This window comes from Kordiimonas sp., assembly GCF_048260245.1.
In the GTDB taxonomy this organism is placed as follows: Bacteria; Pseudomonadota; Alphaproteobacteria; order Sphingomonadales; family Kordiimonadaceae; genus Kordiimonas.
The window spans coordinates 106,014-125,251 of record NZ_JBLXGZ010000003.1 but is presented as its reverse complement, the minus strand read 5'-3'; the positions used below and the strand labels follow the sequence as shown (position 1 = coordinate 125,251).

Genomic DNA, 19,238 nt, shown 5'->3' with positions numbered 1-19,238 from the left:
ATTGTTTCAGTACGGCACAAAACGGCCGTTAGGCTACCAGCCCACACCATCCTATGTGGCCAGTCGTTCTATTGTGGAGCATCTTCACCGGGGGGCACTTCGCCCCGGTCAACCTCTTCCACGCTGACACGTGACTTACGCTTGGCCAGTTTGCGGCGAATGTCCATAACATAGCTCATGACGTGCGGCGGAACATTAGCCCATTCCCTGCCCCCGGCTGAGGCTGCAAAATTGCTCCACTCAGGTCCATTGCCAGCGGTTTGCAATGCGGCAGGGTTCACGGCATTGGGATTGATATCAACCGGCACGCCTTCAAAAAGATCAGCAATATAATAATCCGAAGTCGTCATCCTGATCTCATCCGCGCGCTGGATACGCCCGGCAAAATACAGGTCGGCATAGGCCGCAAGATGGTCACGAAACTCAGGCTCACCGCCGGGAAACAGGGCGCTGTTCTCCCGGTAATATGCCGCGACCTGCAGGGTGCCATTTTTCACTTTAACCCCCCTGTTGGAGTTGATGAACTCCACCGCATTCTCTTTGAGAAGCTGGTATACATTATCTGCTGTATAGGCCTCACGCCGGATATTCGGCCCGCCAACATAGCCCTGCCAAAGACCATACATCACCAAGGGGTCCTGCCACTTGGCGATCAGGATATCATGATGGATATCATCCAGCGACAGCTTGACCCCCGCCACCCGCAACAGCTTTTTCTTACGGAGTTTTTTCATCACCTTGCGAAGGTGCCGTTCAGGGTACCGCTGCGCCAGTTGCTCAACCACAGTAATGTTATGCAGGTTCAGCCAATAAGCCAGTTGCTGGTTTCGGCTCCATTCCGCCATGGGTACCGCGCCGGGCAGGGCCTCGAATTCACGCCGTATCCGCGTTAACGCCTCAAGGTTATCGTCGTCGAAAGCAGGGAAATGAAGCCGGTTACCTTCCAGCCGGGTGCTGGAGGTGTTCACTTTGACAGTGAGGCGTCCCAGCTGCGGCTTGGGGGTCGGCGCGGCGCGGCGGTCTGACCGGCCTGCATCAAACACAGTTGAGTGCAGGATATAGGTCCAGTCGTCATACTTGATCTCAACGCTGGCAACCTTTGCATGAGGCCGGAAAGGTTCCGGCACAACGTCTTCACCAGCCGATGCGCCGGAAGCTAACACCACAAAACCGGATACCGCCAGCATCACAAAGATAGCGCCGCACCGCGCCGCCTTCAACACCTGCACTGTCATATCATTTTTCGTCATTGGCTGTTTCCTCATATTCCTCCACGCTGACATTGCCGGCACGCTTTGCTTTACGCTCGCGGACTTTCTGGAGGTATTCCATAACCACGCCAGGTGCCGCGCTATTATAGTACTGGTCCATGGTTGCCGCCATCCATTCGGCAACATTAACAGCCCCGCCACCCCCCGAAACCCCCATCACAATCGCGGCGGAATTAGCCGCGTTCGGGTTCACGTCGGTGCGGTAGCCCTGATACAGGTCCGCGATGTAATAATCAGACGTTGTGGCACGCACATTTGTCGCCGCACGAAAACGTTCAGCGTATCCAGCGTCCGCGTAGGCGGCGATATGTTCCTTGAGCTCCGTTGGCCCGCCGGGGAACAGTGCCAGATTGCTGGAGTATATCTTGGCGATCCGCAGAGTCTGTCCGTCCATGCGCGCCCCGCGGTTGGAGTTGATGAACTCTGCCGCATTGTCGCGGAGCTGGTCCCATACTGTCGCGGCGGTGTATGCCTCGGGCCGGATGTTGGCACAGCCGACAAAGCCGTGGAAAAGGCCATACATTACCAGCGGGTCCTGCCAACCGGGGATGAGGATTTTATGATGAATATCGTTCAGTGAAAGGGACGTACCAGCCACGGTCAGCAGAGGTTGGTCCAGCAAGCCGGTACGCTCACCCTGGCCGTACAGAAGGCTACGCAACTCTTGCTCGGGATAGCGTTCCGCAAGAGCAGCGACAAGGGTGATATTGTATAGGTTCAACCAGTAGGCAAGCTGCTGGTTGTGGGTCCATTCCGCCAGTGGGATAGCGCCCGGCATAGCTTCAAGCTCGGCCCGGATACGCTTGAGTGCGGTCAGGTTTTCTCCGGTGAAAGCCGGAAAATACAGCCGGTTACCTTCAAGGCGCAGGCTACTGGTATTGCCTTTGACGATACGGCGACCGATCCCCGGCTCAGGCGGTGACACATAAGACCGGTCAGACCGCCCAGCTTCAAACACCGTCGTACGCAAGATATAGGACCAGTCATCATAGCGGATCTCAACACTGGCGACCTCAGCGTATGGGCTGAAAATATCTGCAATCTGACGGTTCCCGGCGCTCGCTTCACCGGTATGGCCCCCTAAAAGGGCGAGAACCATTATCATGGCAACGGAATGTTTCACGTGACTGTCCCCCCGGATCCATTGACGTGCATCGCACCAATAATGCCCCGGCCATAATACCATGGGAAGTATTTTTTGCGCGGACATACCACCATAGATATAAAGGCGGCCCGCCGCATAAAAAATTGCGAGCTATTCTTAAAAACATCATTGTAATTAATAAGCGTTATCATTATTAGCTCTACCCATATCAGGGAGCTAATTTGATGAGCATTTCATTTCCACAGAATTTCATACGATCCACAAGCCTCCTGGCGCTTGCCGCCGCCATTTTGCCCGCTGGCGCATCTGCCCAAACCCAGTCTGCAGCAGACGACACGGTCGAAGAGATCATCGTCACCGGGCGCGCTCAGGCGCTGTACCGCGTGTCTGAAACCGGGGTCGCCCGCGGCGCGGGTGACCCAATGGACATCCCGCAAGCCATCAGCATTATCAATGAATCACTTATCGCCGATCAGGGCGCCCGCGACATGACGGACCTTTACCGCAATATCGCCGGCATCACCCAGTTCAGCTATTCAGGCATTACTTTCCGGGGCTTCCGGCAGGATCAGGTGTTCTATGACAGCCTGCGCGGCAACCCGTTCATCGCTTTTTCCGTGCCCAAACTTTTCAATATCAAGCAGGTTGAAGTGCTCAAGGGACCTGCCGGCATGCTCTATGGTCCGGGTGAGCCGGGCGGGCTGATCAACTATGTGACCAAAACCCCGACCGACGAACTGGCCGCACAGGCCGCTGTGACAGCCGGCAACTATAACCGCTACGGCGCATCGGGGGAGGTATCCGGCCCCCTCAACAGGTCCGGTACCATCCTTGGCCGGGTCGGGGCCTTTTATGAAACCATGGACCCGTTCCGCAACAACACCGAAGACCAGTCACTGATCCTTGATGCCGGCCTGACCTTCAAGATGGGCGACAGCGCGCGGCTGATCACACAGGTCACGCACTATGATCAGGACATGCAGGGCGCTCGCCTGCGCGGTGTACCCACGGACGACGACGGCAATTTCCTGACCGACATCAACTGGAACGCCAATGAGGAAACCGACTTCCTCGACCTCAAGGCGACCGTCTATCAGGCGCGCTTTCAGGCTGAACCGGCGGACGGCGTGACCACAGAAATTGGCGTTCGCTATTTTGACGCGCTCGAGCGCCAGCAGTATCATGAACCCCGCGGCCTGATTGACACCGACGATGATGGCGTGATGGACAGCTCACTGCGTGAACTCAGGGACCAGCAGCGCGAAACGGACGGGTTGACCTTCTCGGGCACAGCGACCTATGCGCACACCCTCGGCGGCATGGACAATAAGATACTGGTGGGGGGTGACTGGTACCACCAGAACGCCAACTTCTGGGCCCACACCGTTGGCCGCAACGACGTGCCGATCCTCGCGCTGGATAACCCGGTATACGGTCTGTCGGGCGCTGGCTTTTACGACCTGGACGCCCTGCCCCTGCGCGAAACCGACAGCCAAAGCACAAAGTACGGTTTCTACCTGCAAGACCAACTCAGCCTCTCGGACCAGTTCACCATTGTGGGTGGCCTGCGCTACGACGCCTATAAAGACGAAGACACCATCGGTGGCGCCAACTATGACGATCATGAAATCTCTTACCGCGCCGGGCTGATCTACAAACCCCAGGAGGATATCTCGCTTTACGCGAGCTGGTCGGAAAGCTTTGAACCTCAGTCAATTGCCAGTCAGGACACGCTGGCCGGTGGGCCGTTCAACCCGGTCTCGGGTGAGCAGATTGAGGCTGGCATCAAGGTCGCCCTGCTGGGCGGCCGTTTGCAAGCCAGCGCCGCCGCCTATCAGATCAAACGCCAGAACCTGTTGCAGCTTGACCCGAACGGCGACAACTCCGACGGTGTGGACGATCTTGCTCCCATCGGCGAGGTAACCTCCAAAGGCTTCGAGGTGGAAGTGGCCACAGACCTCACCGACTATTGGGTCTTGACCGCCAACTACGGCTATAACGACACCAAGATCACTGCAACCGTGGCAGGCCAGTCGCTGACCAATGCGGTGGGGGACCGTTTCGCCAACGCGCCCAAGCATCAGGCCGGACTTTGGACGCGGTATGAGTTTGCACCGATCAACACCACTGTTGCTTTCGGCGCAGAATATGTCTCCAATCGTGTCAGCATTGACGGCCAGACGGTGAAAAGTTACACCATCTTCGATACCTCTCTCATCCATCAGTTGACGGAGCAGGTATCGGTCATGCTGCGTGTGGACAACATCTTCAACAAGGAATATGCGGCATCGGGCTTCATCGCCCGTGACGGGCATTTCCCCGGCGAACCGCGCACGGCTTTCCTTGAACTGAAGTGGAAGCTGTAGGGCACTTTTATGAGCCAGTCGCTAGCAGTGAGCGCCGCCAAAAAGCGGTCCCTTTGGTGGGTTGTTCACCACTTGATGGGGCTGAAGGTGAGCCTGTTTCTCACCTTCGTGCTTGCCACTGGCACGCTGGCAACGCTCTCGCGTGAGATCGACTGGCTCATGATTCCTGAAATGCGGGTGGAAGGGCAGGCCCACACTCCCGCAGACTGGGCAGACTGGGGCGTGATGTATGAAAATGCCAAGGCCGCCGTGCCGGGCGCGCGCGTCGAACGCCTGTCCGCCCCTTACGACTTTTTCTTCGCAGCCGAAGCCATCGCGGTTGATCCCGAGGGCCAACGCATCCGGATACATCTCAATCCCTATACTGGTGAGGTGCAAGGCATCACAGGCTGGTTCAATGCCCAGCGCCTGTTCCGCGAATTGCACCGCCACCTGATGATACCGACCAAGTTTGGCATACCCTTTGTCGCCATTCTCTCAATCCCCCTGCTTGCGTCACTTGTCACCGCCTTTTGGGTATATAAAAAGTGGTGGCGGGGCTTCTTTCGCCTGCCACGCCTGCGTATCAAGGGCCGGGGCAAGCGGGCTGGCGACACCCGGCGCTTCACCGGCGACCTGCACCGGTTTGCCGGACTCTGGAGCCTTTGGTTCATTGCTATCATTGGTGCCAGCGGGCTTTGGTATCTTGTGGAGTGGGGTGGTGGAAACGCACCCCCGGCGCTGAAACCCGAAGCCCGCCTCGCACTCGCTGATATAAGCGGCACAACACTGGACACTCATCTTGCGACTGCCCTGGCTGCATACCCCGCCCTTGAGGTAACCGGCCTTTATTTCCCTGCCGCAAAGCGCGGGGGCATTGTGGTGATGGGGCAGGGAAAAGCTGTACTGGTGCGTGAGCGGGCAAATGCTGTGCTGATTGACCCCGCCTCCGGCTCAGCGGTACAGGTGCAAAAGGGCGAAGACCTCTCACTGCACCAGCGCATCTCCGAGGGAGCAGATCCGCTGCATTTTGGCACATGGGCGCAAGGCCACCCATTAAGCCTCGGTGTGCGACTGATGTGGTTCTTCTTCGGGGCTGTGCTCACGGGGCTTGCCGTTACCGGGGTTATGATCTTTGCGATGCGCCTCAAGCCTGAAAACCGGCCAGTGTCCGTCAGGAACCCCACGCTGCTTGGCGACATGTGGCGCGGCATGGGGCGGTTTGCCGTCCCTGCGCTGTTGCTTACGCTCTTGGGACTTGGGATGGCGGCCTATAATATCGGCTCCGCCATCCTCATATAAACCTGATCATCCCCCTGCCGCTTCACGCCGCCTGATCTCTGCCGCAAAGTCCTGACAGCGGCTGGCCAATTCATCTGTGCGGCTGGTCAGTTGTTTCGCAGCAGTAAAGGTTGACTTGACAGACCGTGCCACTTCATCAACCACATCGCTGATACTGTGCACCTGATCGGCCGCCGTCGTCGTCTCGCCGCTGGCGGTTTGTGCCGCACGGGCAATCTCCCGCGTGGCGGCGTCCTGTTCTTCGACCGCCGCAGAAATACCCACCGAGTTCTCGGATATATTGTGAATATCACTGGCGACCCGTTCGATCATCTTGACAACTTGACCACTGATCTCCTGCATGGAGGATAGCTGATCAGCTATCTGTTGCGTCGCACTGCTTGACTGGTTGGCCAGACTCTTGACCTCGTTGGCTACCACAGCAAAGCCTTTGCCCGCTTCACCCGCACGCGCGGCCTCAATTGTGGCATTGAGCGCCAGCAGGTTTGTCTGTGCCGCGATATCGCTGATGATGTCGATGATGCTGGTCACCTTTTCGGCGTAATCTGCCATTTTATGGATGGTTTCCGTGCTGGCCTTGACATGGTCAAGCGCCTGACCGGCGATATCCCGGCTGCGGGAAACCTGCTGGCTGATCTCGCTCACTGATGCGGCCATCTGTTCCGCACTCGCCGCTACTGCGCTGGCGTTCTGGGTGACATTACTGGTTGCGCTTTCTGCGGCATCTACCATGCCGCGCGCCCTTCCGCTGGCCTCCTCCAGCGCTTCGCCGTCCCGTTCCAGCATGCCCGTTGTGTCGATAATGTCGCCCGCCAGCGTGCCGATCACATTTTCAAATTCATCAGCAAGCTGATGAAGCTGGTCGCGGGCTTCCTGCGTGGTATGCTCACGCTCCTGCATGCGTTGCTGGCGCAGTTTTTCGTTTTCCTCCTGTGCGACGCGTGCTTCGGCCAACGCCGCATCAGACAAGGCTTTAGACTCTTCAGCGGATATTTTCGCAGCTTCCGCCTCTCGGGCCTGTGCAATCGCTTCCCGCTGGGCGTCCTCCGCCTCACCGAAAGAAGCCGCCAGCTTGACCGAAAGCCATAACAGCACCGCCGTCTCAAAAACCACGATAACAGCGTGGATCACGACGCGCAGGAAACTTGCGCCGTCGGGGAAGACCCATGCTGGCATTACCACATTCAACAGCAGATGGTGCACCGCCGTAACGGCGGCAGCAACCACAATCGCGCGCCAGTCCAGAATGGCGGTCACCATGGCGAGTGCAGCAAAGAAGTACATATGCATATCAATCTGCCAGGCGTGCCCGCGAAAGACAAACACCAGCAGCGCCGCCTGCAGAACAAAGCCTGCGGCCACCAGATAACGTGTTGTCGGTGCGGTCCCCTGAAGGCGGAGTGCTGCAAAGCCCGCAAGGGCGACAACCAGAGACAGTATGCCGGTCATGATCACCGACTGGGCGTCAATGGCAAACCCCAGAAAAAGAACAAGAGGCACATGAAAAAACTGCCCGAATGTCAAAGCCCGAAGGGCGGATACGCGCAAGGTATCGAGGGAATTCATCTCGTCACTCCAGATTACGTCCCAAGCCACCCTTCCAGCGACCGGGATCTATAGTTTCAGCACTGCATCCGGCGGCGCCAAAGGGATTGAGCACAAACCAGGCACCGGCAGCATGCAAGCGATCTGGCAAACCACCCTGATCGCTGGCGACAAGGTAGGAGCCAGGCATCCTGCCCGCGCCGACGAACAAGGCATTGGCATTCATGATAGCGGCAACCTGATCGCGCTGATCCTCAAGGGGGTTGAATAGGACGAGAACCACCCCGTCAGATGCAGGGCGTAGGCTCATGACAATGATACACATAAGCACAAATGCCGTCACCAAGATGGTCGGAAACAGATCACGCACCCTGAAGCACCTTCAAAATATCGCATGGCCACAACACGAGACCACGCATGAGACGCATGAGACGCACCACCCTAAAAGCAAAACTCACCCGACCCACAGCTATTATACGCCCCAAAATGTTAACAGATTGGAAACCACGTAGTGCGCCCTCAGCCCTGCGCTATATGCAATATGTCACCAAACTTGGTTCGGCACTGCCCACGCAAGAACTGCGCCATTGCGCGGTAAAGCTGACGCTGCGGCGCGGAGGGCCGCCACGCCAGGACGACCTCCCGGTCTGTAGGGGTTTCATCCAATTCAAGCACGGCCACATCGTCCCGCGGCTGAATTTCTGAACGCACATAAAGCGCGGGCAGGAAGGCAAGGCCGATCCCGGTGCCGATCATCTGCCGCACGGTATCGAGGCTGGTGCCCTCATAGTCGCGCATCAGCCGCGCATCATACCGGTTGGCGATCGCCTGCATCTGTTCGAACAGGCGGTGACGCTCCTCAATGGCCAGCAATCGTTCACCGGCGATATCCGCAGGGCGTACCGTGGTTTTGCGCGCCAGCGGGTGGTCGGGCGGCGCACACAGCAGGAAAGGTTCCCCAAACAGTAAATCCTCTGTCAAACCGGTGACCTCAAGGGGTCGGGTGGTCAGGATCAGGTCATAGCGGCCATCCAGCAAGCCGTTCTCAAGATCGCGCGGTGGCTCCTCCCGCACATAAAGCCGCAATGACGGATATTCACCGTGCAGGTCCGAGATCACATCCGGCAGGAAATAAGGACCGAGCGTAGACGGCACGCCCAGCCGGTGAATACCCGACGCGCTGTCGATCGAGAATCGCGCGATATCGCGAATGGCATGAACTTCCTCAAGCATACGCTCCGCATGAGGCTGGATCGCGCGGCCTGCTGCTGTGGGAAAGGCACCGGTGCGTGATCGCTCAAGCAGGATAAGCCCCAACGCTTCCTCCAGCGCGGAAATCTGCGCAGTAATCGTCGGCTGCGAAACGCCCAGTCGCTGCGCGGCCTTGCGAAAACTTTTAGCGCCACAGACCGCCTGAAAATACTGCAACTGCTTGAGCGTGGGATGGCCAATATTCATCAAAACCCCTGAAATAGTAGTGATAGCTTTTGACTATCACAAAACACGAAAATAAGACAATTGTTTTTATATGCATGCCCTCATACATCCTGTGGGTCGGTCCGCATGCCCCCAGGCCTGCCAGACCCTTAACCAAAAATAGTATTGAGAGAGAGGATGTTATGAAAAAAATCGTCGAAGGTGTTCTTCGCTTCAAGGAAGAAGTGTACCCCCAGCGCCTTGGGCTCTTTAAAGAGCTCTCCTCCGGCCAAAGCCCGGAAGTTCTCATGATCACCTGTGCCGACAGCCGCGTCGACCCGGGCCTTATTACGCAAGCTGAACCGGGTGAGCTGTTTATCTGCCGCAACGCAGGCAATATCGTACCGCCCTACAGCCAGCATACCGGTGGCAACACAGCCTCGATCGAATTTGCTGTTGGCGTGCTGAAAATCAGCGAGATTGTTGTGTGTGGTCACACGGATTGCGGTGCCATGAAGGGCGCCATGAACCCCGATGGTCTTGATGGTCTGCCGCATGTTTGCAACTGGTTGTCACACAGCCATGCCGCTGTGCATGTCGCCAAAGAGAAAACACCGAACGCCGAGGGTACCGAACTTCTGAAGTCCGTCACGGAACAGAATGTGCTTCTGCAGCTTCAGCACCTGAAAACGCACCCTCTTGTTGCCGCGGGCATTGCGGCGGGACGTATCCGCCTGCACGGCTGGGTATATGATATCGAGCACGGTGAAGTCCTCGCCTATGACGCAGCGGCTGACGCCTTCCTGCCACTTGCTGACACAGCAGAGGTCGCGGCGTAAGCGGCCTTATATCACAAGATTTCCGTCCTTATGGGCAGTAAGGGATAATCATGAGTTTCCTTAATACATCCAACCTGCGCGGCGACGTGATGGGCGGCCTGACCGCAGGCATCATCGCGCTTCCGCTTGCTCTCGCTTTCGGGGAGGCATCCGGCGCCGGTCCGATCGCGGGCTTGTACGGTGCTATCATCGTTGGCTTTTTCGCTGCACTGTTTGGCGGCACCGGTAGCCAGATATCAGGCCCCACCGGACCAATGGTGGTGGTGTTCGCGGGCGTGTTCGCGTCACTTGGCGGCAACCCCGCACTGGTGTTTGCCGCCGTCGTGCTGGCAGGCCTTCTTCAAATTCTGTTTGGTGTGCTGAAGTTTGGCCAGTTTATCCGGCTGGTGCCCTACCCTGTTGTGTCGGGCTTTATGTCGGGCATCGGAGTGATCATCATTGCACTGCAGATGTCACGACTTTTCGGCCATGAACCTGAAGGCAGCGGCACCATTCCAGCCCTGAGCGCCATTCCCGGTGCGATGATGGACCCCAACCTCATCGCCCTTGGCATTGGCCTTATGACCCTCGCAATTGTGTTTTTCTGGCCGAAAAAGCTGGGTAAATACCTGCCAGCGCCGCTCGCCGCGCTGATCATTGCGACGCTTGTAAGCGTAGCATTCGCCGGTGCGCCAATTCTTGGTGACGTGCCGACGGGCCTGCCGTCCTTCATTATGCCCGCGCTGGAACGCGACAGCCTGTTGATCGTTGTTGAGGCTGCTTTCCTGCTGGCGCTTCTGGGCGCGATTGATAGCCTGCTGACCTCGCTGGTGGCCGACAACATGACCCGCACACGGCATGATTCGAACCGCGAGCTGGTTGGCCAGGGTATCGGTAATACGGTTGCCGGTCTTTTTGGCGGCGTACCTGGTGCTGGTGCTACCATGCGGACGGTTGTCAACATCCGTACCGGCGGCCAGTTCAAAATCTCCGGCATGGTGCACGGTCTGGTGCTGCTTGCAGTTGCCCTTGTGCTGGCGCCTGTGGCAAGCCTGATCCCGCATGCTGCACTTGCTGGCATTCTGGTCAAGGTAGGCTATGACATCATCGACTGGAGCTACCTCAAGCGTGCTCACAAGGGTCCGCGCTGGGACCTCGCGCTCATGGCCGTGGTACTTGGCTTGACCGTATTTGTCGACCTGATCACTGCAGTTGGTGCAGGGGTGGTACTGGCAGCACTTGCCTTTATCAAGCAACTGTCAGCCGAACAGCTCAAGAACTTCAATGTCAGCAGCCGTGAGATCGCCAACCCGCTTGAGCGTGAACTGCTGGCCCGTGGCGGCGACAAGGTCACCCTGTTTGACTTCGGCGGCCCGTTGAGTTTCGGCGCTGCGGCTGACCTTGGCCACCACGTAAGGGAGCGTGCCGACGGCGAAACAAAGGTACTTATCCTTGATTTCTCCCGCGTGCCCTTCCTCGACCTTTCCGCCGCCAAGGCAGTGGAAACCATTGTGGAGGACGCCTTGCACGCCGGTAAATCACTATATGTCGCCGGGGTGAACGAAAAGGTACGTGAGGTACTGAGCGGCCTGCAGGTCACGTCTGACCTACCTGATGACCACTGGTTCGATACTCGCCAGACGGCACTGGAACACGCCTTGAAGCACATCGGGGTTTCAACGGAAGTGGACCACCAAAGACTGCCCATGGAGGCTCGAATTGCGCCAGCCGAATAACGGCCGGGCCTCCTGAACAGGAAAGCCACCCCGCCCAACCGGGGTGGCTTTTTTTACCACCAGTTCATCTCTGCCAATTTGTCCGCCCCCAAGGTTCCTCAGGGATTCCTCAAAGTCTCTACGGGCTGCCTAGAAGCCCATATGGGCGCCGAGGTAAAGCCCAAGCATGGCAAGCAGCGGTCCCCACAGGGTTACAGGGATAAAAAATATCGTCGGGCTTTTGCCATTATCGGCACCCGCCAGAAGTTCAATCTGCCCACGCAGACTTGAACCAGCCGCTGGCCCCTCATGCACATAGCGCATGTGCAGACCATCGGAGTATAATTTAAGCTCGAACCCGAGATATGAGATAACGGGCGCTGCCAGCAGGAAATACACCGGGACCGAAACCAGCCCTGTGCCTGCAAAAACCATAAAACCTGCCGCAAATGCAAATGCGGCGACCGAACCCAAACCGCTCCAAAACATGATATATCTCTCGAACGTTAGGTCAGTTCCCATACTGACCGTTGACCCCGTCAGGCCATGACCCGAAGCAAAAAAGCTTATGGAACGGGACTGCGTGCAAACCTGACATTTAACCTGCTGCCACCCTGCATCGGCCCTGTGCCCGCCGTACCGATTGTTGCAACTGCATAATGCAGGCGAACGATACAGGTACGAGCAAGGGACCGATTCCCTGCGTGGTGACAGGAACCATTTGACGCCTGCCCCCGTAAAGTTTCGAGTGTTGAGAGGCATTCGCAATATAAAATTTCCATAAAGACACCTTGACACCACCCGCCACAGGCAGCCCAAAAGCGCAGAAAACCTGATGGAAACCCTGATGGAAGAACCAAAAGAAAACTGACCGCAGCAGAGAGAAAACACCAACGCTGCCGACCGCCTTGATACATCTTTTATGCTTTGGGCATCTCTCCCAATCGCGCGCTGACATGCTCTCGCATACCGTTCAATCACCGATTGGGAACAAGTGAATAAGCGAGGCTATCATGCCCTATAAATCTACGGATGAGCTGCCAGACGGGGTAACGGACAACCTGCCCCGGCACGCGCAGGAAATATACAAGGAAGCGTTCAACAGCGCCTGGGACAATTACAAAGATGCCGAGGATCGCCGCGGCGATGACAGCCGCGAGGAAGTGTCACACAAGGTGGCATGGTCCGCAGTCAAGGAAAAATACGAGAAGAACAATGGCAACTGGCAGCGCAAGTAATCACATTATGACGGAACACGCCTGCAACCATACAGCCGTGCCCACCCTCACGCAAAACAGCGCCGGGAAGCGCGTGGCCGGGAAGCCCCCGTGTGGCGACCTGCTGGTGTTCACCAACGCAAAACAACGCCGCTGGTCGGTCGTCGGCGCGCTAAGTGTCATAACGATGGACTGGCAGGATTTCTAGGCAGGCTTAAACTGTCGCCCTACAGGCGACGTACATACGTACAGATGAGTTGGTCAGGTAAACCCGCATCACAGGAAGGCGGCCCGATGGATACGAACGATAAAATATACCAGCACCTTGAGCAGATGGACGACGCCCAATCGAAAGACGGCGACGCCCTTTTAAAAGAACTTGAGGACCGCTATGACACCCCGCGCGAAACACTGGAAAAAATCATCGCTGACTGGATGGCAGGCGCAAAACCGGCCGACAAGAACAAGTAACGCCCCCGATCGCCCCGCGCCATTGGGGCGGGCGATGGAACGGAAAATAAATGGTGGTCGGTATTGGGTTCGAACCAACGACCTCATCGATGTCAAAAACCCGAACATCAAGCATCCCCTATAAACAGGGTATCCCGGCAGCTTAACGCCAGCCCAACAAAATCAACGGCTTACCAGAATTTTAAATCCGTTTTGCACACGGGTTTGCAAAATGATGTTGGCTATTCGCTGAACCTTTCATGGCGGCTTGCCTGCGCGCTGAAGCCTGCCAAGGCCGACACGATTTTGCAGCGGCTATCTGACGCCGATCCCGCCACAAACCAGTGCATTGATCTGTGGGATGTTCCCACCGGCTGGTTGATCTATGCCCTTTCCGCCGACCGGTTCGGCACCTTCTTTTGTGACACGACAGAGACGTTACGGCGCAAGCTTACTCTTGATGGTCAACACAGGACGAAGGTGTATGTGACCACGGCGGCGGGCACGCATCCCTTCCCCCTACCGACATTGGACTTTCAGGCGCGAAACGCGGGCTAGGTGTTGTCATGATAGCCCCGATCTTTCGCCCTGGGTTCGCTTCCAACCCGGTCGGAACCTTTTGTCTCAATGACGCACTGTCAAGGCCGCGACCCGGTGGCGCGCTAGCGCCAGTGGCGCGGGAGTGGCTTGACCGGGCGGCGGCTTCCTACGCTGCCCACGAAGGGGGCAGGCATACGCCTGCACCCCTGCTAGCGGCTAGCGAAATGAATTATTCATTCCACCCCTTGAAATCGATCTTCACGGGGTCGGGAGAAGGTGTCGCTCGACTTTCAGTTACTGGAAGCTCAACAGGAACCGAAAATGTCAGTCTGTTGATGCTGACATTTTTGTCAGTCTCAGTGCCAGAGGCGCCAGCTCCACCCAAGCCAGGAAACTTCAGTCCGCCTTCTGCCATTTTGATCCCCTCAGTTTCGACGGTTACTGCGACATCAAAATGTATAGTCAGAACCGTGGCAGCGTTTTCCTGCCCCTGACGCTTCTTTGCTTTCAGCATTCCGACACTAGCGGCCCCGGAACCGTCGGTCCATATCTCGGTAAAGGCAGTAGCGCCATGGTTATTGCTACTGGCTTCAAAGTCGGCCAACGCGCCTACGATTTCTTCCAATGTGCCCTTTATGAAATTCTTGAGTTCCAAGCCATTCACCTCGTGATTGAAGGCGCGGCATGATCGCGCCCCTTGAGAATAACGCAAGTTATGTTGCCGCTTCTGAAGCCATACGGGACAAACGGCACCGGCTGCGGCGAACATCAGGCTATCTGCTTTTGGTGGAAAAGCCAATCAGAGCGCTTAAACGCGCGGCGGCCAGGCCATACGCCAATACAGCCAATGCGCTTTGTATCTGATACCATTTTGGGAAAAATAAATGGTGGTCGGTATTGGGTTCGAACCAACGACCTCATCGATGTCAACGATGCGCTCTACCAACTGAGCTAACCGACCGTACCATTTGTCAGGCCGCGCCCTGACGGGCGGGACGGGTGCGTGTTTACACCGCACCCCGCGCCCGCGCAAGACCATTTTTACACATTTGGGCCATAGTAGCGCACAGGGCACAGCCCGAGGGAAGTCGCAAGGAAAAGCATAGGCTGGCAACCACCCGGCAAGATCGGCCCCTGCCCGGCACCCAAGGCGGTGCGACACAGCGCTTTCATACCCTGTTGCGGCGGCACAAACTTGTCGGTGACAGGCGGGGCGTTTCACGCTAGCGTATTGTCATGAAACGCGGCTCCGACATCACGGTGAACGACATGGCGAAAGACACGGCCAACGATACGGCGGCAACAGCAAAGCGCACGCCGCCACCGCCATTTATTGTACGGTCTCCCAAAGGCGCACAGAGCGCCTTTATCTTTGCCGCCCCCCATAGCGGCCGCCATTATCCCGACAGCATGATCAGGGCAGCCAAACTGTCACCGCATCTGCTGCGCATGTCGGAGGATGCCTATGTGGACCGGCTATTCGCCACGGCGCCTGCCCGCGGGGCCAGCCTGCTGATTGCCACAAACGCCCGCGCCTACCTTGACCTGAACCGCGGCGAGGCAGAGCTGGACCCGGACATGTTCCGGCCTGTGCTGGACGCTGATAGTCTTGACGTCACCCACCGGGTTAAAGCCGGGCTTGGGCTGATCCCGAAGCTGGTGGCGGAAGGTATCACCATTTATGAGGACAGCTTGCCAGCCCGGGAAGCTTTTCACCGTATCAACAACGTATACCGGCCATACCATGACAAGCTGCGCGCCCTTCTGGAAGCCAGACGCAACCAGTTTGGCCACGTGGTCCTGGTCGATTGTCACTCCATGCCGTCCGAGATGCCGTCCGCCCGGCGGCGCAACCGCAACATGGGGCCTGATATCGTGCTGGGGGATTGCTGGGGTGCCTCCTGCGCGCGGGAGTTGACTTCGCTGGCGGAAGAACTGCTGATCGGTGCCGGTTTCAGTGTACGGCGCAATGTGCCCTATTCCGGCGGTTTTGCCACCCAGCATTACGGGGCCCCCAACAAGGGCTATCACGCCCTGCAGATTGAGATCAGCCGCAACCTTTACATGGATGAAACCACGCTGGAGCCTCTGGCCTGCTTTGATGAAATTGAAGGCAAGATGGCCTGGTTCACCGACATGCTGACCCGGGAGTTCGCCCGGCGCATACCGGCGCAGTCGGGCAAGGATATTCCCCGCGCCGCCGAATAAACCATCCGGTCACTCCAACCGGCGGGATAGCCTTCCGTGGCCCAACCACACCCCCGCCTTGCCCTGAAAACTGCTGCATGTCCGCTGCACGTCTGGAACACAGGCATCTAAGGCCCCTTTGCTGCGCCCACGGCTGTTTTCCGGCAGAAAACCGCGCTGCCATATCGCAGCACCCGCGCGCGACACCCTGCACAAACATTGCACAGCAACCCTGACAGACACACACGCGGAAAAGCCTTTTCAATCATGGCCTTAATCGGGGCCTTAAGCGCCACGCTGAAATTAAACTGCACATATAGCCCGCGCCCGGTGCCATGTGTTTCAAAAAGCACACATCAAAACATCTTCCCGGCGCTCTTTCAAAAAACCGCTCACTTCGCAATTTTTTGTTCCCAATGCGCGGGAGCCATTCGTCTTTGCTGGTATCGAGTGCATTCGGGCGCCTACCGGGGGGTTGGCGGAATGTGGTCGAAACAAAACCACACATACACGGAGGGGTTCTGTGGATATCATGAAAAAACTGCTATTGGGCACGTCATGCATCGCCATGGCGTCGTCAATCACAGGCGGTGCATTTGCTCAGGAAACAACCGCGAATGCGGACGGCGCAGCGATCGAGGAGGTTGTTGTAACCGGTTCACGCCGGGCCGCACGGTCCGCGGCGGATACACCGGCGCCCGTTGACGTTATCAGCGGCGACGATTTCAACAATCAGGGCAGCGGCGACATGGGCGACATGCTACGCACCGTTGTGCCCAGCTACAATGTGAACTCGCAGCCGATCAATGACGCGGCAACCTTGGTGCGGCCGGCGAACCTGCGCGGGCTTGCCCCTGACCAGACACTGGTGTTGCTGAACGGCAAGCGGCGCCACCGCGCGGCGGTTATTACCTTCCTTGGCAGCGGCATCTCGGACGGTGCGCAAGGTCCGGACATTGGCGTGATCCCGGCCATTGCACTCAAGCGCGTTGAAGTGCTGCGCGACGGTGCCGCAGCCCAGTATGGTTCCGACGCCATCGCAGGTGTGATGAACTTTGTGCTGCGCGATGACAATGAGGGCGGGTCTGTCTCCGCCAAATATGGCTCCACCTATGAAGGTGATGGTGATCAGGTGCAGCTTTCCGCAAACGTTGGCCTGCCGGTGACGGACAGCGGCTTTGTGAACTTCTCGGCCGAATGGCGCCAGATGGACGCCACCAGCCGCAGTGTGCAGCGCGCGGACGCTCAAGCCCTTATCGATGGTGGCAACAGCGACGTACCCGAGCCTTATGCGCAGATATGGGGTACACCGGAAATTAACAATGACTGGAAGGCCTTTGTAAACTTTGGCGTGGAGACCGGCGAGAATTCCGAAATCTACGCTTTCGGCAACTACGCCGAACGCGAGGTGATCGGCGGTTTTTACTATCGCAACCCGAATACCCGCTCCGGCGTTAATTCCGGCGACGGAGGCACCACCCGCCTTGTGGGTGACCTGACACCGGGTGACGGCGTGACCTGCCCCGGCGGCATCAACTTCAATGAAGGCGAAGCCACCACCGGTCAGGTCGTCAACCCAGTCGTCATCGGCTCTGATGAAGAAGCGGCTCAAATGGCTGCCATTTTTGCCGATCCGAACTGTTTCGTCTTCAACGAAATGTTCCCTGGCGGTTTCACGCCGAACTTCGGCGGCCGCCTTAATGATATCGCCGGCGCCGTGGGCTTCCGGGGTGAGATGGACAGCGGCCTGACCTACGACATCAGCATGCACGCCGGTCGCAACCAGGCCGACTTCTTTATCAACAATACGGTAAACCCAAGCCTTGGTTCCGCCACACCTACGTTCTTTAACCTCGGTTCTTACGTCCAGCTTGAAAAGAACTTCAACGCTGACTTCTCCTATCCTGTTGATGTGGGCTTTTATTCCCCGCTCAACATCGCTGTAGGTTTTGAATGGCGCGAAGAGCAGTTTGAAGCACGGACCGGGCAGCCGGAATCGTTTGAGGTCGGCATATTGGCGCAGTCCTTCAACCTGACCAACGACCAAGGCGAAAACGTCAGTGTCACACAGGGTTTTGGTATCGGCTCCAACGGTTTCTCCGGCTTCAGCCCGCAGGTAGCAGGCACGTGGGACCGGTCCAATATCGCCGGTTATATCGACATGGAAGCCGACATCACCGAAGACTGGGTTCTGGGCGCGGCGCTGCGTTGGGAAGACTTCTCTGATTTTGGTTCCACAACCAATTTCAAGATCTCGACACTCTATAAGCTGGGTGACAACTTCCGCCTTCGCGGTTCTGTCAGCACCGGTTTTCGGGCCCCAACCCCCGGCCAGCAACAAGTTGTAAACGTGTCCACCGTGTTTGAAACGGTAGACGGCCGCCTGCAACTTGCACAGCGTGGCACTATTCCACCGACAAACCCGGTGGCCGCTGAATTCGGTGCAGATCCACTTGGGCCTGAAAAATCAGATGCCTTCACCTTGGGCTTTGTTGCGGATATCGGCAGCGCATCACTGACTGTTGACTATTTCAACATCAAACTGTCTGAACGCATCACGCAATCTGCAACCATCACCCTGTCACAGGCTGACCGCGACGCGCTCGTCGCATCCGGCATTGCGTTCGCGGCTGACCTGCAGGCCTTCCGCTTCTTCGTCAACGACTTTGACACACGAAGCCAAGGCATTGATGTGGTTGCAACGGTTCCGCTGAACTTCACGGATGAGGGCTCAACCCAGCTTTCCTTTGCCGGTAACTATACCAAGACAAAGGTCATCGACTTCAACCCGGCAACACTGGACAGCTGCCGCATTCAACGGCTGGAGGACTCTCTGCCCGCCTATCGCTTCTCGTCCACGCTGACACATAACGCCAGCAAGTGGCGCTTCCTTGCCCGTGCCAACTATCACGGCAAATATTTCAGCGCGCACGCTGACAGTTGTGGCCTGCCCATCGACGGCAAATCTGAAATCACGATGGATGCCGAAATCGGCTATAACGTGATGGAAGGCCTTGAAGTTTCCATCGGCGCCGAGAACGTGTTCGACAACAGCCCGACCCTGAACCCCTGGGCGACTGAAGTTGGGGCCAAATATTCCGAGCATGCACCATTCGGGGTGAACGGCGGTTCCTACTATGTCCGGGCCCGCTATTCATTCTGATCCAGTTTCCCAACTTGGACACCTTGCGGGGCGCTTCGGCGCCCCCTTTTTTATGGCCAGCCTACAACCCGATGGTGACCATATCGGGCGGTATCCCGGCACGGGCGGCACAAAAAAAAAGGCCACGCTTTCGCGTGGCCCAGGCTCAGGGAGGAAACGCCCAC

The 19,238-nt window shown here is 57.4% G+C and carries 18 protein-coding genes and 1 tRNA gene; 11 read left to right on the top strand and 8 right to left on the bottom strand.

Features of this window, described 5'->3' with window-relative positions; all coding sequences use genetic code 11:
- Nucleotides 1-68: 68 nt before the first annotated feature.
- Complete coding sequence (locus tag ACN0VM_RS03045; protein ID WP_417449367.1) at nt 69-1,250, bottom strand: DUF547 domain-containing protein; 1,182 nt, start codon at nt 1,248-1,250, stop codon at nt 69-71.
- Nucleotides 1,237-2,394 carry a DUF547 domain-containing protein gene (locus ACN0VM_RS03040; RefSeq protein ID WP_417449366.1) on the bottom strand — a complete coding sequence of 386 codons (1,158 nt, stop codon included), beginning with the start codon at nt 2,392-2,394 and terminating at the stop codon, nt 1,237-1,239. Before ACN0VM_RS03040 ends, ACN0VM_RS03045 begins: the two co-directional genes overlap by 14 nt.
- A 206-nt stretch (nt 2,395-2,600) precedes the next feature.
- Here ACN0VM_RS03040 and ACN0VM_RS03035 point away from each other — a divergent pair, with 206 nt between their 5' ends.
- Nucleotides 2,601-4,742 (top strand): TonB-dependent siderophore receptor, encoded by a 2,142-nt coding sequence (locus tag ACN0VM_RS03035; protein ID WP_417449365.1) that lies wholly within the window; start codon nt 2,601-2,603, stop codon nt 4,740-4,742.
- 9 nt (nt 4,743-4,751) lie between these two features.
- Nucleotides 4,752-6,023: a PepSY-associated TM helix domain-containing protein gene (locus ACN0VM_RS03030; protein WP_417449364.1), complete on the top strand. Its 1,272-nt coding sequence runs from the start codon at nt 4,752-4,754 to the stop codon at nt 6,021-6,023.
- A gap of 6 nt (nt 6,024-6,029) precedes the next feature.
- On the opposite strand, the gene ACN0VM_RS03025 is transcribed toward ACN0VM_RS03030, so the two are convergent.
- From ACN0VM_RS03025 to ACN0VM_RS03015, 3 genes are all read right to left on the bottom strand, one after another.
- Nucleotides 6,030-7,589: a methyl-accepting chemotaxis protein gene (locus ACN0VM_RS03025; RefSeq protein WP_417449363.1), complete on the bottom strand. Its 1,560-nt coding sequence runs from the start codon at nt 7,587-7,589 to the stop codon at nt 6,030-6,032.
- Nucleotides 7,590-7,593: 4 nt separating this feature from the next.
- Entirely contained in the window at nt 7,594-7,938 is a 345-nt protein-coding gene (locus ACN0VM_RS03020) for a hypothetical protein (protein ID WP_417449362.1), read from the bottom strand.
- Nucleotides 7,939-8,087: 149 nt separating this feature from the next.
- The gene (locus ACN0VM_RS03015; RefSeq protein WP_417449361.1) at nt 8,088-9,026 is read right to left on the bottom strand and encodes a hydrogen peroxide-inducible genes activator; all 939 of its coding nucleotides are present in this window, start codon (nt 9,024-9,026) and stop codon (nt 8,088-8,090) included.
- A gap of 161 nt (nt 9,027-9,187) precedes the next feature.
- Between ACN0VM_RS03015 and ACN0VM_RS03010 the strand changes: the two genes are divergently transcribed.
- Both ACN0VM_RS03010 and ACN0VM_RS03005 read left to right on the top strand, forming a co-directional pair.
- The gene (locus ACN0VM_RS03010) at nt 9,188-9,823 is read left to right on the top strand and encodes a carbonic anhydrase (protein WP_417449360.1); all 636 of its coding nucleotides are present in this window, start codon (nt 9,188-9,190) and stop codon (nt 9,821-9,823) included.
- A 50-nt stretch (nt 9,824-9,873) separates the two neighbouring features.
- On the top strand, nt 9,874-11,538 hold the full coding sequence (locus ACN0VM_RS03005; RefSeq protein ID WP_417449359.1) for a SulP family inorganic anion transporter: 1,665 nt from the start codon (nt 9,874-9,876) through the stop codon (nt 11,536-11,538).
- A gap of 129 nt (nt 11,539-11,667) precedes the next feature.
- On the opposite strand, the gene ACN0VM_RS03000 is transcribed toward ACN0VM_RS03005, so the two are convergent.
- Nucleotides 11,668-12,006 carry a hypothetical protein gene (locus ACN0VM_RS03000; RefSeq protein ID WP_417449358.1) on the bottom strand — a complete coding sequence of 113 codons (339 nt, stop codon included), beginning with the start codon at nt 12,004-12,006 and terminating at the stop codon, nt 11,668-11,670.
- A 524-nt stretch (nt 12,007-12,530) separates the two neighbouring features.
- On the opposite strand from ACN0VM_RS03000, the gene ACN0VM_RS02995 reads away from it, so the two are divergent.
- From ACN0VM_RS02995 to ACN0VM_RS02980, 4 genes are all read left to right on the top strand, one after another.
- Nucleotides 12,531-12,755, top strand: a complete 225-nt coding sequence (locus ACN0VM_RS02995) for a ChaB family protein (RefSeq protein ID WP_417449357.1) — start codon at nt 12,531-12,533, stop codon at nt 12,753-12,755.
- Entirely contained in the window at nt 12,733-12,942 is a 210-nt protein-coding gene (locus ACN0VM_RS02990; RefSeq protein WP_417449356.1) for a hypothetical protein, read from the top strand. The genes ACN0VM_RS02995 and ACN0VM_RS02990 overlap by 23 nt, the downstream gene beginning before the upstream one ends.
- An 86-nt stretch (nt 12,943-13,028) precedes the next feature.
- Entirely contained in the window at nt 13,029-13,205 is a 177-nt protein-coding gene (locus tag ACN0VM_RS02985) for a hypothetical protein (RefSeq protein ID WP_417449355.1), read from the top strand.
- A 204-nt stretch (nt 13,206-13,409) separates the two neighbouring features.
- Nucleotides 13,410-13,742: a hypothetical protein gene (locus ACN0VM_RS02980; protein WP_417449354.1), complete on the top strand. Its 333-nt coding sequence runs from the start codon at nt 13,410-13,412 to the stop codon at nt 13,740-13,742.
- A 211-nt stretch (nt 13,743-13,953) separates the two neighbouring features.
- Here ACN0VM_RS02980 and ACN0VM_RS02975 read toward each other — a convergent pair whose 3' ends face one another.
- Nucleotides 13,954-14,379: a hypothetical protein gene (locus ACN0VM_RS02975; protein WP_417449353.1), complete on the bottom strand. Its 426-nt coding sequence runs from the start codon at nt 14,377-14,379 to the stop codon at nt 13,954-13,956.
- A gap of 29 nt (nt 14,380-14,408) precedes the next feature.
- On the opposite strand from ACN0VM_RS02975, the gene ACN0VM_RS02970 reads away from it, so the two are divergent.
- On the top strand, nt 14,409-14,588 hold the full coding sequence (locus ACN0VM_RS02970) for a hypothetical protein (RefSeq protein ID WP_417449352.1): 180 nt from the start codon (nt 14,409-14,411) through the stop codon (nt 14,586-14,588).
- A gap of 21 nt (nt 14,589-14,609) precedes the next feature.
- Here ACN0VM_RS02970 and ACN0VM_RS02965 read toward each other — a convergent pair.
- A tRNA-Val gene (locus tag ACN0VM_RS02965) sits at nt 14,610-14,685 on the bottom strand.
- A gap of 275 nt (nt 14,686-14,960) precedes the next feature.
- On the opposite strand from ACN0VM_RS02965, the gene ACN0VM_RS02960 reads away from it, so the two are divergent.
- Both ACN0VM_RS02960 and ACN0VM_RS02955 read left to right on the top strand, forming a co-directional pair.
- Entirely contained in the window at nt 14,961-15,932 is a 972-nt protein-coding gene (locus tag ACN0VM_RS02960) for an N-formylglutamate amidohydrolase (protein ID WP_417449351.1), read from the top strand.
- A gap of 511 nt (nt 15,933-16,443) precedes the next feature.
- On the top strand, nt 16,444-19,074 hold the full coding sequence (locus ACN0VM_RS02955) for a TonB-dependent receptor plug domain-containing protein (protein ID WP_417449416.1): 2,631 nt from the start codon (nt 16,444-16,446) through the stop codon (nt 19,072-19,074).
- Nucleotides 19,075-19,238 lie beyond the last annotated feature (164 nt).